Annotated in this window: 20 protein-coding genes, 1 tRNA gene and 1 pseudogene; 19 read left to right on the top strand and 3 right to left on the bottom strand. The window is 37.0% G+C overall.

All coding sequences use genetic code 11. The features are described from left to right. Positions 1-1150 precede the first annotated feature (1150 nt). From SAGCYANO_RS40140 to SAGCYANO_RS40125, 5 genes and pseudogenes are all read left to right on the top strand, one after another. Positions 1151-1435 carry a hypothetical protein gene (locus tag SAGCYANO_RS40140; protein ID WP_202225117.1) on the top strand — a complete coding sequence of 95 codons (285 nt, stop codon included), beginning with the start codon at positions 1151-1153 and terminating at the stop codon, positions 1433-1435. A 133-nt stretch (positions 1436-1568) separates the two neighbouring features. Beyond that, positions 1569-1781: a hypothetical protein gene (locus tag SAGCYANO_RS51140; protein ID WP_375340091.1), complete on the top strand. Its 213-nt coding sequence runs from the start codon at positions 1569-1571 to the stop codon at positions 1779-1781. Continuing rightward, positions 1766-3967, top strand: coding sequence for an LAGLIDADG family homing endonuclease (locus tag SAGCYANO_RS40135; RefSeq protein WP_375340090.1), 2202 nt, complete (start codon positions 1766-1768; stop codon positions 3965-3967). The genes SAGCYANO_RS51140 and SAGCYANO_RS40135 overlap by 16 nt, the downstream gene beginning before the upstream one ends. A 426-nt stretch (positions 3968-4393) precedes the next feature. Next, positions 4394-5170: a hypothetical protein gene (locus SAGCYANO_RS40130; protein ID WP_202225116.1), complete on the top strand. Its 777-nt coding sequence runs from the start codon at positions 4394-4396 to the stop codon at positions 5168-5170. Positions 5171-5239: 69 nt separating this feature from the next. Beyond that, positions 5240-7438: pseudogene (locus SAGCYANO_RS40125) on the top strand (LAGLIDADG family homing endonuclease); the annotation flags it as partial. A 281-nt stretch (positions 7439-7719) separates the two neighbouring features. Here SAGCYANO_RS40125 and SAGCYANO_RS40120 read toward each other — a convergent pair. Beyond that, positions 7720-7926 carry a DUF2862 domain-containing protein gene (locus SAGCYANO_RS40120; protein WP_202225114.1) on the bottom strand — a complete coding sequence of 69 codons (207 nt, stop codon included), beginning with the start codon at positions 7924-7926 and terminating at the stop codon, positions 7720-7722. Positions 7927-8411: 485 nt separating this feature from the next. Further along, positions 8412-8485 (bottom strand) — tRNA-Arg (locus SAGCYANO_RS40115). A gap of 687 nt (positions 8486-9172) precedes the next feature. Between SAGCYANO_RS40115 and SAGCYANO_RS40110 the strand changes: the two genes are divergently transcribed. From SAGCYANO_RS40110 to SAGCYANO_RS40100, 4 genes are all read left to right on the top strand, one after another. Further along, positions 9173-9583 (top strand): RNA-guided endonuclease TnpB family protein, encoded by a 411-nt coding sequence (locus SAGCYANO_RS40110; protein ID WP_375340094.1) that lies wholly within the window; start codon positions 9173-9175, stop codon positions 9581-9583. A 13-nt stretch (positions 9584-9596) separates the two neighbouring features. Continuing rightward, positions 9597-9884, top strand: coding sequence for a zinc ribbon domain-containing protein (locus SAGCYANO_RS51135; RefSeq protein ID WP_375340093.1), 288 nt, complete (start codon positions 9597-9599; stop codon positions 9882-9884). A gap of 253 nt (positions 9885-10137) precedes the next feature. Beyond that, a complete protein-coding gene (locus tag SAGCYANO_RS40105) occupies positions 10138-10809 on the top strand; it encodes an Npun_F0813 family protein (RefSeq protein ID WP_202225113.1) in 672 nt (223 codons plus the stop codon). A 376-nt stretch (positions 10810-11185) separates the two neighbouring features. Next, positions 11186-12139, top strand: a complete 954-nt coding sequence (locus SAGCYANO_RS40100; RefSeq protein ID WP_202225230.1) for a hypothetical protein — start codon at positions 11186-11188, stop codon at positions 12137-12139. Positions 12140-12561: 422 nt separating this feature from the next. Here the strand turns inward: SAGCYANO_RS40100 and dapB are convergent, their stop codons facing one another. Then, a complete protein-coding gene (gene dapB / locus SAGCYANO_RS40095; RefSeq protein ID WP_202225112.1) occupies positions 12562-13389 on the bottom strand; it encodes a 4-hydroxy-tetrahydrodipicolinate reductase in 828 nt (275 codons plus the stop codon). Between the two features lie 176 nt (positions 13390-13565). Here dapB and SAGCYANO_RS40090 point away from each other — a divergent pair, with 176 nt between their 5' ends. From SAGCYANO_RS40090 to SAGCYANO_RS40045, 10 genes are all read left to right on the top strand, one after another. Then, positions 13566-13772 (top strand): hypothetical protein, encoded by a 207-nt coding sequence (locus SAGCYANO_RS40090; protein ID WP_237397150.1) that lies wholly within the window; start codon positions 13566-13568, stop codon positions 13770-13772. Between the two features lie 369 nt (positions 13773-14141). Next, positions 14142-15248 (top strand): magnesium chelatase ATPase subunit I, encoded by a 1107-nt coding sequence (gene bchI, locus SAGCYANO_RS40085; protein WP_375340089.1) that lies wholly within the window; start codon positions 14142-14144, stop codon positions 15246-15248. Positions 15249-16033: 785 nt separating this feature from the next. Beyond that, a complete protein-coding gene (ruvC, locus tag SAGCYANO_RS40080; RefSeq protein WP_202225110.1) occupies positions 16034-16531 on the top strand; it encodes a crossover junction endodeoxyribonuclease RuvC in 498 nt (165 codons plus the stop codon). Positions 16532-17185: 654 nt separating this feature from the next. Continuing rightward, entirely contained in the window at positions 17186-17941 is a 756-nt protein-coding gene (locus tag SAGCYANO_RS40075; RefSeq protein ID WP_237397149.1) for a TPM domain-containing protein, read from the top strand. 805 nt (positions 17942-18746) lie between these two features. After that, positions 18747-18884, top strand: coding sequence for a hypothetical protein (locus tag SAGCYANO_RS40070; protein WP_202225108.1), 138 nt, complete (start codon positions 18747-18749; stop codon positions 18882-18884). A 145-nt stretch (positions 18885-19029) separates the two neighbouring features. After that, positions 19030-19167, top strand: coding sequence for a hypothetical protein (locus SAGCYANO_RS40065; protein ID WP_202225108.1), 138 nt, complete (start codon positions 19030-19032; stop codon positions 19165-19167). A 145-nt stretch (positions 19168-19312) separates the two neighbouring features. Further along, positions 19313-19450 carry a hypothetical protein gene (locus SAGCYANO_RS40060; protein WP_202225108.1) on the top strand — a complete coding sequence of 46 codons (138 nt, stop codon included), beginning with the start codon at positions 19313-19315 and terminating at the stop codon, positions 19448-19450. 145 nt (positions 19451-19595) lie between these two features. Next, on the top strand, positions 19596-19733 hold the full coding sequence (locus SAGCYANO_RS40055) for a hypothetical protein (RefSeq protein ID WP_202225108.1): 138 nt from the start codon (positions 19596-19598) through the stop codon (positions 19731-19733). A gap of 145 nt (positions 19734-19878) precedes the next feature. Next, positions 19879-20016: a hypothetical protein gene (locus SAGCYANO_RS40050; RefSeq protein WP_202225108.1), complete on the top strand. Its 138-nt coding sequence runs from the start codon at positions 19879-19881 to the stop codon at positions 20014-20016. A 145-nt stretch (positions 20017-20161) separates the two neighbouring features. Then, positions 20162-20299 carry a hypothetical protein gene (locus SAGCYANO_RS40045; RefSeq protein WP_202225108.1) on the top strand — a complete coding sequence of 46 codons (138 nt, stop codon included), beginning with the start codon at positions 20162-20164 and terminating at the stop codon, positions 20297-20299. Positions 20300-20330 lie beyond the last annotated feature (31 nt).

Below are 20330 nucleotides of genomic sequence, written 5' to 3'. Positions count from 1 at the left end.
TTTTATGTCTGAGAACAAAGGATTTTGTTTCAATCCCTAATTAGGGATTAGGGTTTCCAAAGTAGCTCAAATTCCTCTACTTCTTTTGTTAAATCTGTTGTTTCAATCCCTAATTAGGGATTAGGGTTTCCAAAGTGGAAGAACCTATACTTAGGTCTTGCTGGATCACTGGTTTCAATCCCTAAGTAGGGATTAGGGTTTCCAAAGGAGTTGCTTATGAGGTTTCCAATATAGCCTCTTGATTGTGTTTCAATCCCTAAGTAGGGATTAGGGTTTCCAAAGGACCCAAACTCAGAAAGCAACAGGTTAGCACAAGAAGTTTCAATCCCTAAGTAGGGATTAGGGTTTCCAAAGGATATCAGGATTACTTTGTCAACTCTCCACCAAATGGTTTCAATCCCTAAGTAGGGATTAGGGTTTCCAAAGCAAAAACAAGTGACTGGTCAAGTGGCCTGCGTAACGGTTTCAATCCCTAAGTAGGGATTAGGGTTTCCAAAGCCTTACCTATTACATCTATGATAGTAATACAGTTAATGTTTCAATCCCTAAGTAGGGATTAGGGTTTCCAAAGAGTTCGGTTCTGGAGCTACGACGTAGCAAGGGTTTCAGACCCCCAAATCGACGCGCCCCTTTGATTAATTTGTCAACAAGGCAAAAATTGCCAAAATGACAAGGCTCAAACCCTTTACTAGCAAGGCATCGACGCGGGTCAACGAAAGAATCAGGCTTTCAGCGATTCTCCGAGGCGCGTCGATGGGGTACCATGCAAAGATGAAAAACAACCTCTTAAACACTTCTAACAAGTTAGAAACGATTAAAAATGTATCGCTATTTATTTTTCGAGGTTCTTAATACTAGATATACTAACTTTTATTATACTAACTGTCAAGTAGACTAATTATTCAATTTTTAATCATTTTTCAGACATAAGCCATTTCAGTTATCATTTATCAGTCTAGCCTTGAAAAACACTTACATACATAAGTAGTAAAAAAATAGTATCTCAAAGCACAAATTACCGAAAAATTGTGATTTAAAGCCTCCACTTTTAAGAGGACAATAAATAAAAATTTTTATGATTAGTCAATCCTATAATTTTCAAGGAGAGGTAATTATTAATTATTAATTATTCATTATTCATTGTTGAACCATGTTATCCCAAATTTATTACCTACTTCGTTCTAAAGTTGATGGTAGTTATATTAGTGCCAATCCAGACTCAGATTCGACTGTTAAATTTTTATTATTATTCCAAGAAGATTTTGATGCCCACAGCTACCTCAATACCCACGCTCCAGACTTGAGCGATCGCTTCACCATTGAATCTATTCCACCTACTCAGTTAAAAGCAATATTAAAAAGGTGGGACTTCCAAGGAGTAGGAGTTATTCAAGACCCATTGTTGCCCAATATAGAATTTCTGATAGTTAGTTAAAAAAGTTGAAATATTAGGAATCTCAATCAAGATATAGAGTTAAAGGTTAAATTTGTCAACAATTTGACGCTATATATAAAAAATAGCTACACTCATAGCTTGTCACTTATTTCCAAAAGATTCTATTTCATAAATGGTACGAGAACTAGAGAGAGTAAATCAGGGTGAATTCCCCGAAACAGCACCTACAGCAAATCCAGTATTTTATCGAACTTATAGCCGTAAAACAGAAAATGGCCGTGAGACTTGGGTAGAAGTATGCGATCGCACAATTAATGGCCTGAGAAAGTTAGGCCAACTTACCCCGAAGAAACAGACTTACTGTATCGGATGCAGAGTCAACTAAAAGCTATGTCCTCTGGCCGTTGGTTGTGGGTAGGCGGCACAGAATGGATTACACAACCACAAAATTTTTCCGGGGCCTATAATTGTTCCTCCACAAATATAATGGACTGGCGTGCTTTTGGCCTATTAATGGACCTAGCAATGATGGGTTGCGGTACCGGAGCAGTATTAGAAGGAGATTATATAAATCAACTGCCACCAATTAGAAATCAGCTAAATCTGATATTGCGGGGTGAAATTGGTTCTACCCCTACTGAGTCACGTCGGGAGTTCACAGAACTAACATTCGATGGAGACGAGGTAGAAATTTATGTCGGTGACAGTCGTCAAGGTTGGGTAGGTTCATATCAGGCATTGTTAGAATTGTCAACCGATGAACGATTTTCCGGTGAAGTCAAAGTCATTATTGATTTGAGCGATGTTAGAGCTGCAGGAGAACCTTTAAAAGGATTTGGTGGTGTTGCCAACCCGGTAAAATTGCCAGAATTGTATCAACGTTGTGGGAATATTTTAAATCAAGCAATTGGGCGACAATTAAATTCTGTGGAGTGTTGTCTGCTAATTGACGAAGCTGCAGTGACAATTGTTGCTGGTAATATTCGCCGCTGTTTACCAGAAGGTGCTTTAGTACATACAGCATTAGGGTTGGTACCAATTGAAAAAATTCGGATAGGCGATCGCGTATTAACCAGCAAAGGATTTTATCCCGTAACAAATTTCTTTGATCAGGGTACTCAGTCTTTATGTCGAATTCAAACAGAAGACGGATATTTTGAATGTACTGCCGATCATAAAGTTGCCGTGCTGCAAGATTTGTATGGTAACTATAAAATGATTAAAGCTAAAGACTTGCAGGAGGGCGATCGCCTGATTTTTGTTCCTCAAGCAATACCTGGTACTCCCACCGAACTCCCTGAGTTGAAAGGTGTTACCTCCCATGGTGCAAAATCAATAACAGTACCCGCTCTTACCAGTGAAGTTGCTTACTTTCTGGGATATTTGCATGGAGATGGATCGGTTGCTTCAGATGGATGGCGAGTCAGATTTCGAGTCCACCAGGATAGTCGGGAAATTCTGGAACGACTGATTAATATTGCTCAAGAATTTGGTTTAGAAACACATACACTGAGAACCCCAGAACAATGTAAAACCAAAGCTTATGAACTTCAGTTAAACAGCAGCACTCTTAACAAATATCTGTCACAGTTTAAACAGTCATTTACTTCTATTATTATTCCTGACTGTATTCTGATGGGAACAACAGAAATTCGTCAAGCTTATTTAGCTGGTTTAGCAGACGCAGATGGTTGTCATTCTCAGGGTGTACTCGTAGCTTCAGTTTACCAAGATTTCCTGCAACAGGTGCAAGCATTATACGCATCTTTAGGAATCACTACGAGATTGTGTGGTTCGGTGCGCAAGCGAACAGGAAAATGGGAAGGTGAGTTAGTAACTGTAGGTGAGAGTGCTTTTGAAGCAGTAGAAAAAGTAATGATGACTTACTCTACTCAGTTTCCAGTCAAAAAACGTAAGCGACCTAATTTTTTCCACGATCACGGGTTTCCCAGGGAAATGGCTCAACCTTTAGTGAATACTTTTGATTGGAATAATCGCAAGCATATGATGGTTCGCATTGTCAAGAACTTTATCGCTGATGCCACAGATTTGATTCCAGTAAAAGTGAAAAAAGTTGAGATGGATGTGAGAGAAGCATCAACTTATGATATTGAAGTTGCCAGTATCCATGAATTTGTTTGTCAGGGAATTTTAGTAGCGAACAGTGCCGGGATGCGCCAGGGCAATAGTAGCGATCGCCTCTTTGCTGTAGCGAAGGATAATCTCTGGCGACAAGATGAAAACGGTAACTGGGGAATTGATCCAGAAAGAGATGCTCTGCGAATGGCAAATCACACCCATGTTTTCCACCACAAACCAACATTAGAAGAATGTGTAGAGGCAGTGAGAAAACAGTTTTATTCTGGTGAAGGTGCAATTCAGTGGGCAGGTGAAGCAGTTGCTCGTGCTAATCGCGATCTAGTTTCAACCCCAGAAATAAAGAGTGATTTTATTAAAGCTTATGGACAAGATAACGCCAAAAAATGGTTTCAAGAACACTATCCTAATATTAGTAATGATGAACTTGAACATCGGTTAGCTCGTCTAGGGTTAAACCCGTGTGGTAGTTGATTTTGCCTCACGTTAATCACCCGGCAAAAACGGGGAAAGCTGCGATGCCAATCCCGTGGTAACTAGAGAGGATAATACCTTCTAGCACCGTACAGAGTAGGGAATGAAACTCTACAACATATCCTTAAAATTAATCAAAAATCATTGCTTTGATTATTTTAATGTTAGTAATAACTCAGAAAAAAGTAATATTTATAGTTACTTTATTTTGAAATTTTAGGATATTATAGAGAATATAAATTCCCCAAGAGTGTCGGGCTACAAGATATGAATGGAAGAACCTATTGCGGTCATTATAGAGGACACTATCTCAAGTCAACTTTAGAGTATATTTATGCCAGATACCTTGATTACAAAGAAATCCACTGGGAATACGAAGTCAAAATTTTCGACCTATCTACAGGTGGGTCCTACAAACCTGATTTCATGCTTTCTGATGGCTCTTATGTTGAGGTAAAAGGTGGTTTTAATTATCAAACTGATTTACCCCGAATAAAGTGTTTTGAAAAAGACTATGGGGTTACAGTTAAAATAATTCAAGAAAAAGACTTGAGACAGTTAATTGCTTCTACACCAATGGTTTATGAGCATCTAAAACAAGAGTGGAAACAAATAGCGAAAGGTTTGGGTATGGATACTTCAGGTAAAAATAACTCACGTTATGGAGCCAAGGTTTCCAATATCACTAGAGCTAAAATTTCTGCTAAAGCAAAATCTAGGATGAAGGATTCAGAGTATAAAAGTAAATGGTTGGAGGGCCGAAAAAACAGTGCAAAGGTACAGAAACAAAACGAACGGTTGAAAGCTTATAACTTGCTTAGACAGTATCAAGTTTTTGTTACCTGTCACCATTGTGGAAAAGAGTTTGAGGTTCTGTTTAGAAAGAATAAACCTCAAAAATATTGCTCTTATAGTTGCTCAAATACTGCTCAGTTCTCAAAAATCTCTGGCGATAAATCTTTCCTAATCCAAGAGTTAGCTTTAGATTTTGCTAAAAACAATGCTCAGTCTATCCTAAGTTGTAAAGTCAATAAAATCATATCAGTTCTTAAACCATTTTATGACCAAATTGAAAAAGAATTTGGCATTAAAGATGAAAGAACAGTAAGTAAAGCTCTTCTTGGATATCAAACTAATCGCAAAGAAATTCTTTTTTACTTTCATTCACTTGTAGAAAATGTACTCGGAACTACAGGGAAATGAATCTGTAGAACTAGAGGATAAAAAGCCTTTAGGATAACAAAAAAATTGGAAATTATTGGCTCAAACTTCCACTGCAATTTGTCAGAAATTCATCTGAATCAAATTGACCCAAATAATCATAAAGAACAGGAGGAAGCTTTTACTGCTGGCGCCCTTTCTGTGGCAACTTTACTTAACCATAAATTCGTCGAACCTCGCTATCGTTATAGTCGAGAATTAGACCCAATTGTTGGAGTATCTTTTACAGGTTTATTTGACTTTTTTGTAAAAGCTTTTGGCATTGAATGGTTGCGTTGGTGGCAAGCAGGTCGTCCAACAACTGCTCAAGGTCTGAAGTTTAAACAACAGGAAGCAGAATATTTGACCCGTTGGCGCGAAATAGTCCATCAAGTAGTGTGGGAATATTGCGATCGCCACAACCTGAAACGTCCAAACCGTTGTACAACAGTTCAACCTTCCGGTTGTCTTGACAAAACAGCATTGAGAATATTTAACCAAGGTTTACTCTATGCAGATGAAATAGTAGCACCTGGTAGTGGCGAAACAGTAGGATTAGAATTAACCGTTCGTAATGGAATTGGAGCATCCACAGCGATCGCTAATCAACCACTGGAACTTGTAGAAATCAAACTAGCTAATGGTCGAACATTACGCATGACTCCCAACCATCGGATGAGCGTCGAAGGTAAGTGGGTATATGCTTGCGATCTTCAACCAGGAATGTTGCTTGATTACAGTATTGGTGAATATCAAAAACAAGAAGATGCTTTACTAATACCCTTGCAGTTAGAAAATTATACCAGGGTAAAACGCTCTCAAACATTAGGTCATAACCGTGGTGTATTAACCCAAGAAATAGTGACTCCTGCAACTATGACTTCAGACCTAGCTTACTTTTTAGGTTGTCTGTTTGGGAATGGTTGCATTTCTCAGAATAAATATCGAGTCCGTTTTTCTCATAGCAGACTTGATGTTTTGCATTGCCTCCAAGAAAAAGGCAAAAAATTATTTGGCATCGCAGGCAATATAAATGACCTTAGTAACGGTCGTTTTGAATTGTCCTTTGCTTCTCGACAGTTATTCGACTGGTTGCACCTAAACCAGCTTGCCAAAACTGAGAAAAGCAAAGATTTAGACCGGATACCTATGAGTTTACGTCGCTCTTCACGAGCTACCTTACTATCATTTTTCTGTGGTCTGATAGATACTGATGGATGTGTGCGTAAGGATGGAAAACTATCCATAGATTCAGCTAGCTCTGATTTTATTAGCAACCTACAACAAATAGGAGAAGCGATCGGACTCTGTTTCAGCATATATCAGAATACCAAAGGTGAGAACTTGCAACCCCAACAGAAGAATATGTGGGGATTATGTCTGAGTCGAATGTTGTCTAATGCTGACGCTTTAGATTATCTCAATGAGAACAGTATCAAATGTCAGGAACGACCCCTACTTCCACCTAAGCGTGTATTCAGTTTTTCACCATACAAAATTGAGTCTGTTAATATTGGAGCAGTGTGTGACTACTCTTATGATTTTGCCATTGAGGGTATAGATGATAACGACTCTTGGTATTGGCAAGGTGCTTTGAAGTCACATAATACCAAATCTCTATTAACAAATGCTGCTCCCGGTTGGCATCCTCCTTTTGGGTTGCGCTGGGTACGACGGATTACTTTTGCTAAAAATGACCCCGTAGCATTAGCTTGTCTTGACTATGGTTATTCCGTGATTCCAGGACAGTCAAGCAAAGATGAAAATGGAAATTTACTCAACGATCCCTTTGACGATCGCGCTAAAGAATGGTTAGTAGAAATTCCAGTACAGGTATCTTGGATAGATTTACCTGGAGTTGAAGAGATTGCCATTGAGAAGTTCAGTGCCACTGCGATGTTTGACTTTTACATGGGAGTACAACAACATTGGACAACTCATAACAGCAGTAGCACCATTTTATTAACGGAAGCAGAAATCGAACCTTTGGGCAAACGCATTTATGAAGCAATTCGCGATGATGAAGGTTATATTTCCTCAGCATTGTTGGCGCGGTTTGATGCACCATTCCCTCGGTTGCCATTTGAACGCATATCTCAGGAAGAATATGAAAAAATGCAACAGGATGTTTTGGATCGACGTAAGTCCGATAATTTTTCCGAGTTGATGAATGGTTATGTGTTAGCGAGTGAATTACCAGAGATGGGACCCCAAGATCCCGCTTGTTCTGGAATGGTTTGTGAGCTAAAAGCTTCTAGTGATACATTGTAATGGTATAGCCAGTGGGAGCATATTGCTCCCGTTCTGAATTATTTTGGTCACGGTATAACCAGTGGGAGGGTCTTGCCCTCGCTCTAATAGGGATAAGTAATTTATGATAGAAGTTTATACTAAAAGTAATACTTTTTTCCTTTATCAGTATTGTCCCTAATACTCTTTTTATAGCAGTCGAAGGGAAGGAGAGGGCATATCAAAAGCTAAAAAATCTGACGTTGTCTGAATTTTCCTTCTGTCTTCTGCCTTCTTCCTTCTTCCTTCTGCTATGGCATCTGTTAAGAGATAGGCGTTAATTCGTCTTCAAAAAACCAAGTACCTATGTTTTCTTCAAATTCGACCCAAAAGCCGATTCCACTACCGTCTACCATTTTAAATTCCTTTATTGTACCAACGGGACTTTTCTTCAGTTGGTTAACTATAGCTGCGGGTGGTATAGGCTTTTGTGTGATACCTTTTACTTTTACTTTCTGACCTATTTCCATTTTTGTTTATGATGTTCTCCTAGTGGTATGAATCAATCCACACCTTCTAAAAATCTAGACAATCCTAGACACGCTCTTCATCGGTGACTAAAAGCGATTTTCCGACTCACCCGTCCATAAGTCTACTGGCAAAGAAGGCTGATGTTCCGCTCAAGCACATTGAGTTTAGGATTCCCTCTAGGGTTTTCATTCTTATGAAAAGTCGAGTGCAAAACACTCCATAATCGTTGCTAAAACCAGAGGATTTTAGCAGACGTATGTGATAATAACACAAATTAATGGCGTAAAAACATAGACATTTTTGTAGATATAAGTCTTGGATAGTCTATGTTTTTAAGCTCTAGCAAGCAACAGTTTATATAAAGTTAGTGCTTGATCGCAGTGATATTATAAAGCTAAAAGTCTAATATTAAAGGTCAAAGGAAGTAACTAGAGAAAACCTAAAATATTTGCTGTATCTAGGAAACTTTTAAATTCAGCATCTACGGGTGCGGCAGGATTCGAACCTGCGACTCGCGACTTAGAAGGTCGCTACTCTATCCAACTGAGTTACGCACCCAATTTTCAACCATGAGATTGAAATTACTCTTTATTACTTTACGTCATATTCTCACTCGTTAAGCTAGCGCTATAACAAGGACTTCCCTCCCTTACGGAAAAGGTCTTCCTGCTTATTGCTGGTTGAGCATCCTCGCGCGCGTCCACAAACTGCAACGATGAGACCCACCGCCGTTTTGTATTGTCCAGTTCTGTACTCACCTAGCTACCTTCTGTGATTTTACCGACAAATCAGTTCGGCTTTCAGGTGCGTATTACCGCTACTCGATTTGGGCATTAATTATAGCATAATTGAAGTTACTTTACTGTAGAGATGAGTTTTGTTTCCGGTCGCAAGTCCTCTCCCGTTAAATGGGAGATTATAACAGGAGACCCAGAGCGACATTTAGTTGGCAAATCTCCAAATACGCAAGTTGATCGTCGATCTTTAGATTTATTTAAGTACAAGTATCTTAAGAATTGAGAGTAATATTATCCTTAAGGTTAATTATTATGTCAAATGACCCCAAAAATTAAAAATGTCTAAAACTATATTTTTGCGAGAGTGATTTGAGACTCTACGTCCCAAGAGTTTAATTACCCTAACCTCCAATACAATAGTATTATTAAAGTATGGTAAATCTTTCATAATATCTATAACATTAACATTATCAAGTCCACAATTTTAGCTTTTGCTTAAGGGAGTTATATTATTCATAGGGTAGTCCTAAATAAACTAAGGTTAGCGGGGAAGTCTCTGACAAGAAAAACTAAGGGGTCTAACAACTATCAAAAGGCTAGGCTGAAAGTAACTAGGATACACGCAAAAATTAAGGATTCAAGGCTTGACTATACTCATAAGCTAACATACGTCGCCAATCTGACGGCTCCCCTACAACTGATTAGAGAAAATCAAACTATTGTAGTTGAAGATTTAGCGGTAAAAAATATGGTCAAGAATCACAACCCACCCCCACCTCCCGGGAGGGGAGCAAGAGGGGTGGGTAGTAATGCCAACTGGGGAGAATTAGTCAGGCAATTAGAGTATAAGGCTGATTGGTATGGCCGAGAGTTAATCAAAATTGATAGATATTTCCCTAGTTCGCGCGCGTTGTTCTAATTGTGGTCATGTAGTGGAGAAATTACCTCTAAATATTAGAGAGTGGGATTGTCCTGAATGTGCAGCTCACCATGATCGAGATATTAACGCTAGTATAAACATTTTGGCTGCGGGAGGAGCAGTGTCAGTCTGTGGAGCGCGCTTAGACCCGAAGGGAGTAAGTCTCGGAAGGCGAGTGCTAAGAAACAGAAAGTCTCTAACAGTGATGCTAGGAATCCCGCGCTGTCACGCAAGTGCAGCGTCGGGAGGATGTCAAAGAAAAATATATATAAAATTAAATCTATGCGAGAGGATTCATTAATTATTGTCAAGAATCTGCTAAATGCTTTGAAAGCTTATAAAACCATTCTAACTAGGGAAAAAATTTCTATTTTTGTCAGATCGTGTTTTTAATTGGTGGTCAGGTGTGACAGTCAAATCCTGTGGACTAGGTGGTGCCGACACTTCTAGCTAGAAACAGGAAGTATTTGTAAACAAATAGTTAACAAATCTCAAACAGATTACAATTACCCAATAGTACCCCAGGTAATTATGGGAGTCGAATGTAAAGTGTCATGTTTATTCTGAAAAGGCAAGATGTTGAAATTACAAGTATTCAACACCCAAAAAAGGATCAACAGATCCCTATTCTTAATTATCAAGGGCAAACTTTTCGCTTAATCAGTCTTTTTAAGGCCGAGCAAGCAGAAGAAGCTAGATCCTTCTGGCGAGATTTAACAGATAATCGTGGTAAAGCTTGTGTTTTACTAGAGGAACCCGATAGATATAGTGTTTGGGGAAAAATCCGCTTAGAACAACTTAATAATGAAGACTCAAAAGATGAGGATACCATTACCCCTTCTTTTATTCAGGGTTGTTTATTGCTAGTACAAGCTGTTTACTTTGATGTAGAAGATTTATTAGGTAATCGACAGGCTAAGTCTTTTCACAAGGACTTTACTAAGCTTCTTCAAAACAGAAACTTTCCTAATACTGATTCTCCTGATGCAACTAAGGCTTTATTAACTGTCGATCCTGTGAAAAAATTACCACTACCTTCTTGGCGGGAAGTTCATCTATATACTTTACTGCAAGAAGTCCATCATTTAGGTGAACAATATTTTGGTAATTCCAATTTTGCTGAAGGTATTGATGAAATCTTAGAATCTATGTCTAGTACTGATAAAAGTCAGTTTATGGCTTGGCTGAATCAATTTCCTGAAGGTAAACAATGGGCAGTAAAGTAATTTAAAAAGTTTGCCAATATCACTTCTGGAGTTAGGTAAAAAATTGATATTGGTCGCTCTAAATCAAATAAAATGTTGCTACATAATAAGTTTGGCATCAGATTATATTGCTCTGTTTAAACAGCATTTAAAATCAAATAGTCTATCAATATTTTATTGTGTCCAATCTTTATTAAGAGTAGCTGAAATTCATTAATCTTAATTTGATTGATGAAAAAATCTATTTATTTAATATTGATTGGTCAAAAGCAAAGTAAGTCTATTTTTATCTCCTTAATACCTTTTAATACCTTTGATAAATCTCAAAAAAGACTAAAAATGGTAAAAAATGGAGATAACATAAGTGTCCAAAGTTAAGCTTGATGAGAATATTCCTATGAGCAGCACTTCAGAAAAATCATCTACCCTGACTAAGTCCTTATTCTCAGCCCAGAGTATTGTAATTACTGGTCTTATTTGGGGCGTACTTGCCCTATTATTTTTTCTCCTGTTTAGCGTGCCTTTACCAGGTGAAGAATTACCTTTTTGGTACTCTGTTGGTACTTATATATTTGAATTGGGAGCTTACTTATTCGCCTCTATAGTTTGCTTTAGAAATTGGCAAAGTCCTCAAATGGTTAGTGGGCGCAATGTATGGATGGGCATTGGTCTAGGATTATTATTTTACTTTCTTGCTGGTGTAGTTTTTGGTTGTTGGGAACTACTTTGGGAACTAGACCCCGATGTTTCACTAGCAGATATTTTCTACGTTCTTTCTTATTTGTTCATTGGTTGGGGTATGACTTTAGCTGTCACCTCCAAACGACTAAATTTAGAATTTTGGCAGTGGGGAGTTTTAGCTGGAGTAGCAGTTGCAGGAATTGCTTTGGCTATTTGGGTCGCTGAACCTTCATTTTTTGGTATATCACCTACTCCAGATACTTCAGTATTAGAAGAGTTAGATGTAGAAGAAGTATCGGCAAATTTGGCTCCGTCTTGGGTACTCAGTATAGATGGACAATTAGAACCATTTGCTTATAGCATAAACTTGTTCTACATCATTGCTGATGTATTTTTACTAATTATTGCTACTGCTTTACTTCTAGCTTTTTGGGGTGGACGTTTTTCTCAGTCTTGGCGGATGATTGCTGCTGCTACATTTTCTCTTTACATTGCTGATATGTATTTTAAGTGGTCAGACTCCCGTGCTCAAGGAGATTATGAAAGTGGGGGTTTATTAGAGGTATTCTTTGTATTTACTGCAATTTTGTTTGGCATAGGTGCTGTTTTAGAATACGATATCTCTACTCGTTCTCGCCAAAGTAGACGTGGTAGACGCAGTAGTTCTTAGCTTAATTAGCATTCATCCCCACACTATGATTGTCCTCAATGTAATGTATCAATTGGACGTGACTTAAACACTGCAATTAATATCAAGAAAGCAGCTCAGGTTTTGATAAAAGATTTTTTGCCACCATTAAATTTTGAAGGAGTTAACTAAGTCAGAAGTCAGAATTTAGTAGGGGCGAATGGCCATTAGCCCGTACAGAAGTTATTTTTGTAACGGGGATTTGAGCAAGGCTACAAAAATATTGCGCCTTAAAAGGCGGGGTTGCGCGACCCATATTATTTTGATAAAGGGGTATAATTAAGCCGATTTTAAATCAATTACAGAGGTGGGGCATCCCTTGGTAGCTCAGTCAATGTTCTCATAGAGAAGTCCCTGAGAAGCCTACATCTAATTCTCGATCGGCAGTGTGGGAGTATGTCACTCTAAAGTAGCTTTTCTAAACCATAGATGAGTTTGGTTAAAGATTGGACTTTACGAATGGCTAACAAAACTCCAGGCATATAGCAAGACCTATCTGTTGTATCGTGTCGTAAAGTATAAATTTGACCAGGGCCACCAAATATTACTTCTTGATGAGCAATTAAACCAGGTAAGCGTACACTATGAATCCGAATTCCTTCGTCTGCTAAACAACCTCTGGCCCCTTCTATTTTTTCTGTTTCTTGAACATCAGGTATATTGTAAGTTTTTCCTAGTTCTGATAGCATTTGTGCAGTTTTAATGGCAGTACCACTAGGAGCATCAGCTTTTTGATTGTGGTGTAACTCAATAATTTCTACATGATCGAAATGCTGAGAAGCGGCGATCGCTGCTTGTTGGAGCAAAACCATACCAATAGAAAAATTAGGAATTATCAGTGTACCAATACTGGCTTTTTCTGCAAATTCTGCTAAGTCCTGAATTTGCTCTGGACTAAGACCTGTAGTTCCTACCACTGGTCTGACACCATAAGCAATAGCAGAACGAACATTTTCATAAACACTATCTGGGTGAGTAAAATCAACCATCACTGCTGGCTGTTTTTCTTGGACGGCCATGACTAACATCCCCTGTAAATCATTAATCACTGGCACTTCTAGTTCTCCACAACCACATAATTCGCCAGCATCTTTACCAAGATACTCAGGTTGGCGGTCTATGGCACCAAAAAGAGTCATGTCACTAGCATTTGCTACAGCTTTTATTACTTCACGGCCCATCTTGCCCGCAGCACCATTAACAATTACTGGAGTGGAAGTTTGATTTGTCATAATTTCTATCAATAATACTAGGAGTAAACATAGGCATTTTAGAGTATTTTGTTTATGGCGCTACGCAAATATTGCACAGAAATTTGTCTTCCCTATTCCCTATTCCCTATTCCCTTACCGAAAAATTGGGTTTAAAGCCTCGCCCTTGTAGGGCGACTTTTTATTTGAGCATGCAAGTGAATTGGATATATGCTAAACTGTTATTAGTTGCCGAGGGGCACTCGGAAACTCTAAACGGACGTGGAGGGAAGCATCAGACTACCGCCAAGGAAGCAGCACCCTGTGTTAGCGACAGCTATGCGAAGCAAAGCGTCAACCCGCCGAAGAGCTACGGCTCAGTAGGAATCCCCGTGCCTTTAGGCCGGGGAGGATGTCAAATATAGAGAAAAGTACATTAGGGCTTGCTGATTAAATATCAAAGCTTTGACTGATATTGGTTTTAGGCTTTTTATGTCTTGAAAAAGTATGAGCTTTTCAGTTGTTCAGATTCATGCATGTGAGGATTTTCGGGTAGCTATGGCAGAAAAATCACTCTGACTATTATGAATGGCCACTGACTCTATAATTCCCATTTATTCTACCTCTTAACTACTCCCTACTCCCTTTTTCCCCTCCACGGTCGGGGTTAGGGGTGGGTCCCTACTCCCTACCTCAGCAAAAAGACTTTATGAGCGCAAACCCTACATTAAGAAACTCTAATTGTCCGTCAATGTGCAAAAATAAAAATTAGTAATCAGAATTTAGAGTCTACTGTGAGTCCAATCGCTCAAGCCAATAACACCGTAAATAAATCTGTTAAACCAGCCGTCCCCAGAATTCGGGCTGTTTTTCCCTTCACTGCAATTGTCGGCCAGGAAGAAATGAAACTGGCCTTGCTATTAAATGTCATTGACCCCAAAATAGGGGGTGTGATGATTATGGGCGATCGTGGCACAGGTAAATCTACTACTATCCGTGCTTTAGCCGATCTGCTCCCAGAAATTGAGATTGTTCTTGATGACCCTTTCAACAGCGATCCTCAAGACCCCGATCTAATGAGCGATTCTGTGCAAGATAGATTGGCACAACAGCAAGAAATTGCCACAGTGAAAAGAAAAGTCCAAATGGTGGACTTACCATTAGGGGCTACTGAGGACCGGGTTTGTGGTACTATTGATATTGAAAAGGCTTTATCAGAAGGGGTCAAAGCTTTTGAACCTGGATTATTAGCTAAGGCAAATCGTGGCATTTTATATGTTGATGAGGTTAATCTTTTAGATGACCACTTAGTTGATGTTTTGCTTGACTCAGCAGCAAGTGGGTGGAATACTGTAGAAAGGGAGGGTATTTCTATTCGTCATCCTGCTCGTTTTGTGCTTGTTGGTTCGGGAAACCCAGAAGAAGGGGAGTTACGGCCTCAATTACTGGACAGATTTGGAATGCACGCTGAAATTAGGACTGTTAAGGACCCTTCATTACGAGTTCAAATTGTTGAACAACGTTCAGCTTTTGACCAAAGTTCTCAAGAATTTTTATTAAATTATCAAACACAGCAGGAAGAATTGCAGGATAAGCTTGTAGGTGCTCAACAAAAGCTGAAGTCAGTGGAAGTTGATTATGATTTACGAGTGAAAATTTCTCAAGTTTGTTCTGAGTTAGATGTGGATGGTTTACGGGGAGATATTGTTACTAACCGTGCGGCAAAAGCTCTAGCTGCTTTTGAGGGTAAGACAGAAGTGACGGTGGAAGATATTGGTCGTGTTATTACAATGTGTTTACGACATCGACTACGAAAAGATCCATTGGAAAGTATTGATTCTGGTGATAAGGTAAAAAAAGTGTTTAATCGAGTCTTTGGGTTAGTGGAAGAGGAAGTTTAACGAAGTCAGAAGTCAGAAGACAGAAGTCAGAAGTTATTTTTGTCACAGGGATTTTGAGTAATCTTCCAAAAATATTTGGCTTTAAAAGGCGGGGTTCAACAATTAATAATTAATAATTAATAATTAATAATTAATAATTAATAAGTAAGTTTAGTTGAGCTGTGAAGAACCCAATTATTTTGATAAATTAATCATTAATCTTCTGAGTTGTAGTTGAAGATTTTAGGGAGAAGCAGATTATGTATAAAAGCAAGTTTTTGACAATTAAAACATTTGAGAGTTAATTTTCAATAAAAAACTTGTATTGATGCTTCTCCTAATTTCATCAAAAATAATTTTTAGTGAAATAAATAATATTTCAAAACAGTAAGAGCGATTCAAGAATTTAGAATTTAGAATTTAGAATTACCTCTCCTTTAAAAGAGGATTGACTCAAAGGAAAATTTTTCTTTTTATCTTCTTAAAAGAGGAGGCTTTCAACCACAATTTTTCGGTAATTACTTAAAGTTATTCAAAGAAGAAAGAAGGAAGAAAAAAGAAGGAAGAAGGTGTTTAGTTATCTAGAAGAAAAGGGAAAATATTGCGTTGCCTGAGTTTTAAGCTTTTTATATGTCTGCGTCCTTTGCTTCGACTGCTATATTATATTGCTAAGGAATATACAAATTGAGAATTTCAATAATTAATAATTACCTATCTTGAAAACAAAATCATTAATATTTGTAGCTCATATACCACCGAATCTGCTGTAAATTTTCTCCTCAAAAATTATTACTGATTAAATCAAGATGGAAAAGTTAATTATTGGATTAGATCCAGGTCTTGCAATATTAGGATTTGGAGTAATTAAATGTGTTTATAATTCAAAAACAGAAAAAATAGATTCTACTTCTATGGTTGATTTTGGAGTGATTAAAACCACAAAAAAACAAGAAATGGGCGAGCGTTTAATCACAATTTATGAAGATTTACATACGATATTCAATACTTTTAAGCCAGACTTAGCAGCTACAGAGAAACTATTTTTTTATCGTATGAGCAGTACAATTTTAGTTGCTCAAGCTAGAGGAATTTTAATGTTGGTATTAGCCCAACATGGCATTCCATTAATAGAGTTTACACCCGCACAAATTAAAAAAGCACTAACAAATTATGGCAATGCAAATAAGTCTGATGTTCAACAAGCAGTAGCAAGAGAATTAGATTTAGATGAGATTCCTAAACCAGATGATGCTGCTGATGCTTTAGCAATTGCTTTGGCCGCAAGTTGGTTAAGTGAAATCTAGAACTTCTGCTACTCACAGCAGTTTTCATTAATAATTAGGATACATAAATTTTGGCTTTAAGGCAGAGGGCAGAGGTTTTTTAGTCTACCTTTGTGAAAATCGCTATAATACCAAATTGAAAAAAGAATGTTACAAGTAAACTGGCTAGTAAATAACTAATAATCCACCTAAAACCTACCACCTAACACCTAGAAAATTATTTGTAGCAAACATTTATCAAATTGGTATAACTCTAATACTAATAGATATCTCCAATAATCAAAAATAAAATCAATTACCATACATAAATTATCAATTATTTCCCCTTACTTTGTAGGGATGTTGCATGCAACGTCCCTACTTCCTCTTTTCTGGAGATGTCTAATATTTGTTGTATTGGCCAGAAAAAACAGCAATTGTGATCTTTAATACATAATTATATTCTGATTTGTATTACCAATAGTCAACATTATTAAGTCAAAAGCTTCAAAAATATTAATGTTGGCTGCGCATTTTATATAAATGTGAGTTAAAGTAAATAAATGTAAAGAAATATGAGATTTTTCTGAACCCTTTTTTAATACAAGCATTTACTGTCCACTTTTGAGTTTGAAACTAAATATAAAATGAAAAAATTTTTTTAAAAAAATATCTTTATTAATTACAGCAGTTTTCGTGGCATTATCGATTTTTGCTCTAACCCCAGGAGTTGCCAACGCTTATGATAATCCTCAGTTACTCCCCGAACAAAAAACACCAATTATTGACTTAGCAAGAAACTTAACAGACATTCAAGAAGATATACTAGCCAAAGATTTAGAGCAATTTGAAACTGAAACTGGCTGGAAACTGAGGGTTTTGACTCAATTCGACCGTACTCCAGGTAGAGCAGTTAAAGATTTTTGGCAACTTGATAATAAGAGTGTCTTGTTAGTAGCGGACTCCCGTGGCGGTAATATTCTGAACTTTAATGTGGGTCGTGCTCTCTATGAATTCCTACCTCGGACATTTTGGGTAGAGTTACAAACTCGCTACGGTAATCAATTTTTTGTGCGAGACCAAGGTGAAGACCAATCTATTATCCAATCATTAGAATCTATTAAAACTTGTTTACGTCAAGGTGGTTGTAACGTTGTACCAGGTTTACCAAGAGAGCAATGGATTTTAACTTTAATTACATCAGCTATTGGTGGAGTAGTTTGTGGTTTTGCAGCTCAACCCCGGAAACCGGACCAAGCTTTTTCTTGGCAGTGGGCGTTAATATTTTCTCCATTGTGGGGAATTTTGTTTATTGCTTTCGGAATTGGCCCAGTAGTTACGAGAACTTCAGATTGGTTACCATTGACTCGTAATATTGCAGCTTTTCTGATTGGAGCTTTGGTTGCTTATTTGACTCCTTTTCTCAGTCAATCTTCTGCTTCTGAAACGTGAGAATAAGGAAGAAGGAAGAAGGACTGAAATTGGAAAAAGTGGAGGGGATAGTCTTCGACAAGCTGCTCCCCGTCTACAAACCGCAACCAATTGTAAAAAACGCCAGTGATGATGGGTTATTAAACCCAAAAGAAAAGGATAAGTTTATAAAATATTCAGTGGAAAAAACTAAGAGTTAGGGATGTTTATTTGTGTAAGTATCTCTAGCTCTTTTTTATTGTCTAAAGTTAGTAGAAGGAGGAAGGCTTTAGTTATCTAGGATAGAAGGCTTTAGTTATCTAGGACAGAAGAAAAAATTTTGTGTTGTCTGAGTTTTAAGCTTTTGATATTTCCGCGCCTTTTCCTTCGACTGCTATAGTTTTCAGCCATATTTATAGGGGCAAATTTTTACAAAATATTCTGGATAGTTAGTTATCGTATTATTCAGGAGAAAAGAGAAAGAAGAAAGGAAGAATAAGAGTGGGAATTATCTGGGGATATACCGACATTTTTTGTCTGCGTTGAATGGAAGTAGAGAGTGGGATAATTGTATAACCAGATTTCATCTAAAATAGAGATAGGGGAGAAAGGCGATCGCTACTTTTAAGTTGAGGAAGAATAATTATTTTTATCTGTATTGCTAAAATAGAGAGAATAGAGAAAGGCGATCGCTACTTTTAAGTTGAGGAAAAATATATTATTTTTATCTCTATAGAATTACTATGTCAAAAATTAATGAGATTCAAAATAAACTCAAAGAATTAAGTGGTGGTGAGCTTCAAAAATTGGCTGATGTTTACCTTGATAAAAAATTGAACAGGTTAAGTTGCTTAAATCATTAGGGTCTGTATCGGGAACTAAAAAAATAAGAAGAAGGAAGTCCAGATATGACTTTTTGGCAGTTGAGAGTAAAAATTTAATTGCTAAAATAGAGAGAATAGAGAAAGGCGATCGCTATTTTTAAGTTGAGGAAAAATATATTATTTTTATCTCTATAGAATTACTATGTCAAAAATTAATGAGATTCAAAATAAACTCAAAGAATTAAGTGGTGGTGAGCTTCAAAAATTGGCTGATGTTTACCTTGATAAAAAATTGAACAGGTTAAGTTGCTTAAATCATTAGGGTCTGTATCGGGAACTAAAAAAATAAGAAGAAGGAAGTCCAGATATGACTTTTTGGCAGTTGAGAGTAAAAATTTAATTGCTAAAATAGAGAGAATAGAGAAAGGCGATCGCTATTTTTAAGTTGAGGAAAAATATATTATTTTTATCTCTATAGAATTACTATGTCAAAAATTAATGAGATTCAAAATAAACTCAAAGAATTAAGTGGTGGTGAGCTTCAAAAATTGGCTGATGTTTACCTTGATAAAAAATTGAACAGGTTAAGTTGCTTAAATCATTAGGGTCTGTATCGGGAACTAAAAAAATAAGAAGAAGGAAGTCCAGATATGACTTTTTGGCAGTTGAGAGTAAAAATTTAATTGCTAAAATAGAGAGAATAGAGAAAGGCGATCGCTATTTTTAAGTTGAGGAAAAATATATTATTTTTATCTCTATAGAATTACTATGTCAAAAATTAATGAGATTCAAAATAAACTCAAAGAATTAAGTGGTGGTGAGCTTCAAAAATTGGCTGATGTTTACCTTGATAAAAAATTGAACAGGTTAAGTTGCTTAAATCATTAGGGTCTGTATCGGGAACTAAAAAAATAAGAAGAAGGAAGTCCAGATATGACTTTTTGGCAGTTGAGAGTAAAAATTTAATTGCTAAAATAGAGAGAATAGAGAAAGGCGATCGCTATTTTTAAGTTGAGGAAAAATATATTATTTTTATCTCTATAGAATTACTATGTCAAAAATTAATGAGATTCAAAATAAACTCAAAGAATTAAGTGGTGGTGAGCTTCAAAAATTGGCTGATGTTTACCTTGATAAAAAATTGAACAGGTTAAGTTGCTTAAATCATTAGGGTCTGTATCGGGAACTAAAAAAATAAGAAGAAGGAAGTCCAGATATGACTTTTTGGCAGTTGAGAGTAAAAATTTAATTGCTAAAATAGAGAGAATAGAGAAAGGCGATCGCTACTTTTAAGTTGAGGAAAAATATATTATTTTTATCTCTATAGAATTACTATGTCAAAAATTAATGAGATTCAAAATAAACTCAAAGAATTAAGTGGTGGTGAGCTTCAAAAATTGGCTGATGTTTACCTTGATAAAAAATTGAACAGGTTAAGTTGCTTAAATCATTAGGGTCTGTATCGGGAACTAAAAAAATAAGAAGAAGGAAGTCCAGATATGACTTTTTGGCAGTTGAGAGTAAAAATTTAATTGCTAAAATAGAGAGAATAGAGAAAGGCGATCGCTATTTTTAAGTTGAGGAAAAATATATTATTTTTATCTCTA

This window comes from Okeania sp. KiyG1, from assembly GCF_014132355.1.
Classification (GTDB): Bacteria; Cyanobacteriota; Cyanobacteriia; order Cyanobacteriales; family Microcoleaceae; genus Okeania.
Note: the sequence above shows the minus strand (reverse complement) of the source record. Positions and strands in the feature narration are given on the sequence as shown.

Bases quoted from the DNA above. Each gene is read 5' to 3' on its own strand.
- SAGCYANO_RS40140 (WP_202225117.1), top strand. From the start codon at position 1,151: ATGTTATCCCAAATTTATTACCTACTTCGTTCTAAAGTTGATGGTAGT.
- SAGCYANO_RS51140 (WP_375340091.1), top strand. From the start codon at position 1,569: ATGGTACGAGAACTAGAGAGAGTAAATCAGGGTGAATTCCCCGAAACA.
- SAGCYANO_RS40135 (WP_375340090.1), top strand. From the start codon at position 1,766: ATGCAGAGTCAACTAAAAGCTATGTCCTCTGGCCGTTGGTTGTGGGTA.
- SAGCYANO_RS40130 (WP_202225116.1), top strand. From the start codon at position 4,394: ATGCTTTCTGATGGCTCTTATGTTGAGGTAAAAGGTGGTTTTAATTAT.
- SAGCYANO_RS40120 (WP_202225114.1), bottom strand. From the start codon at position 7,926: ATGGAAATAGGTCAGAAAGTAAAAGTAAAAGGTATCACACAAAAGCCT.
- SAGCYANO_RS40105 (WP_202225113.1), top strand. From the start codon at position 10,138: ATGTTTATTCTGAAAAGGCAAGATGTTGAAATTACAAGTATTCAACAC.
- SAGCYANO_RS40100 (WP_202225230.1), top strand. From the start codon at position 11,186: ATGAGCAGCACTTCAGAAAAATCATCTACCCTGACTAAGTCCTTATTC.
- dapB (WP_202225112.1), bottom strand. From the start codon at position 13,389: ATGACAAATCAAACTTCCACTCCAGTAATTGTTAATGGTGCTGCGGGC.
- ruvC (WP_202225110.1), top strand. From the start codon at position 16,034: ATGGAAAAGTTAATTATTGGATTAGATCCAGGTCTTGCAATATTAGGA.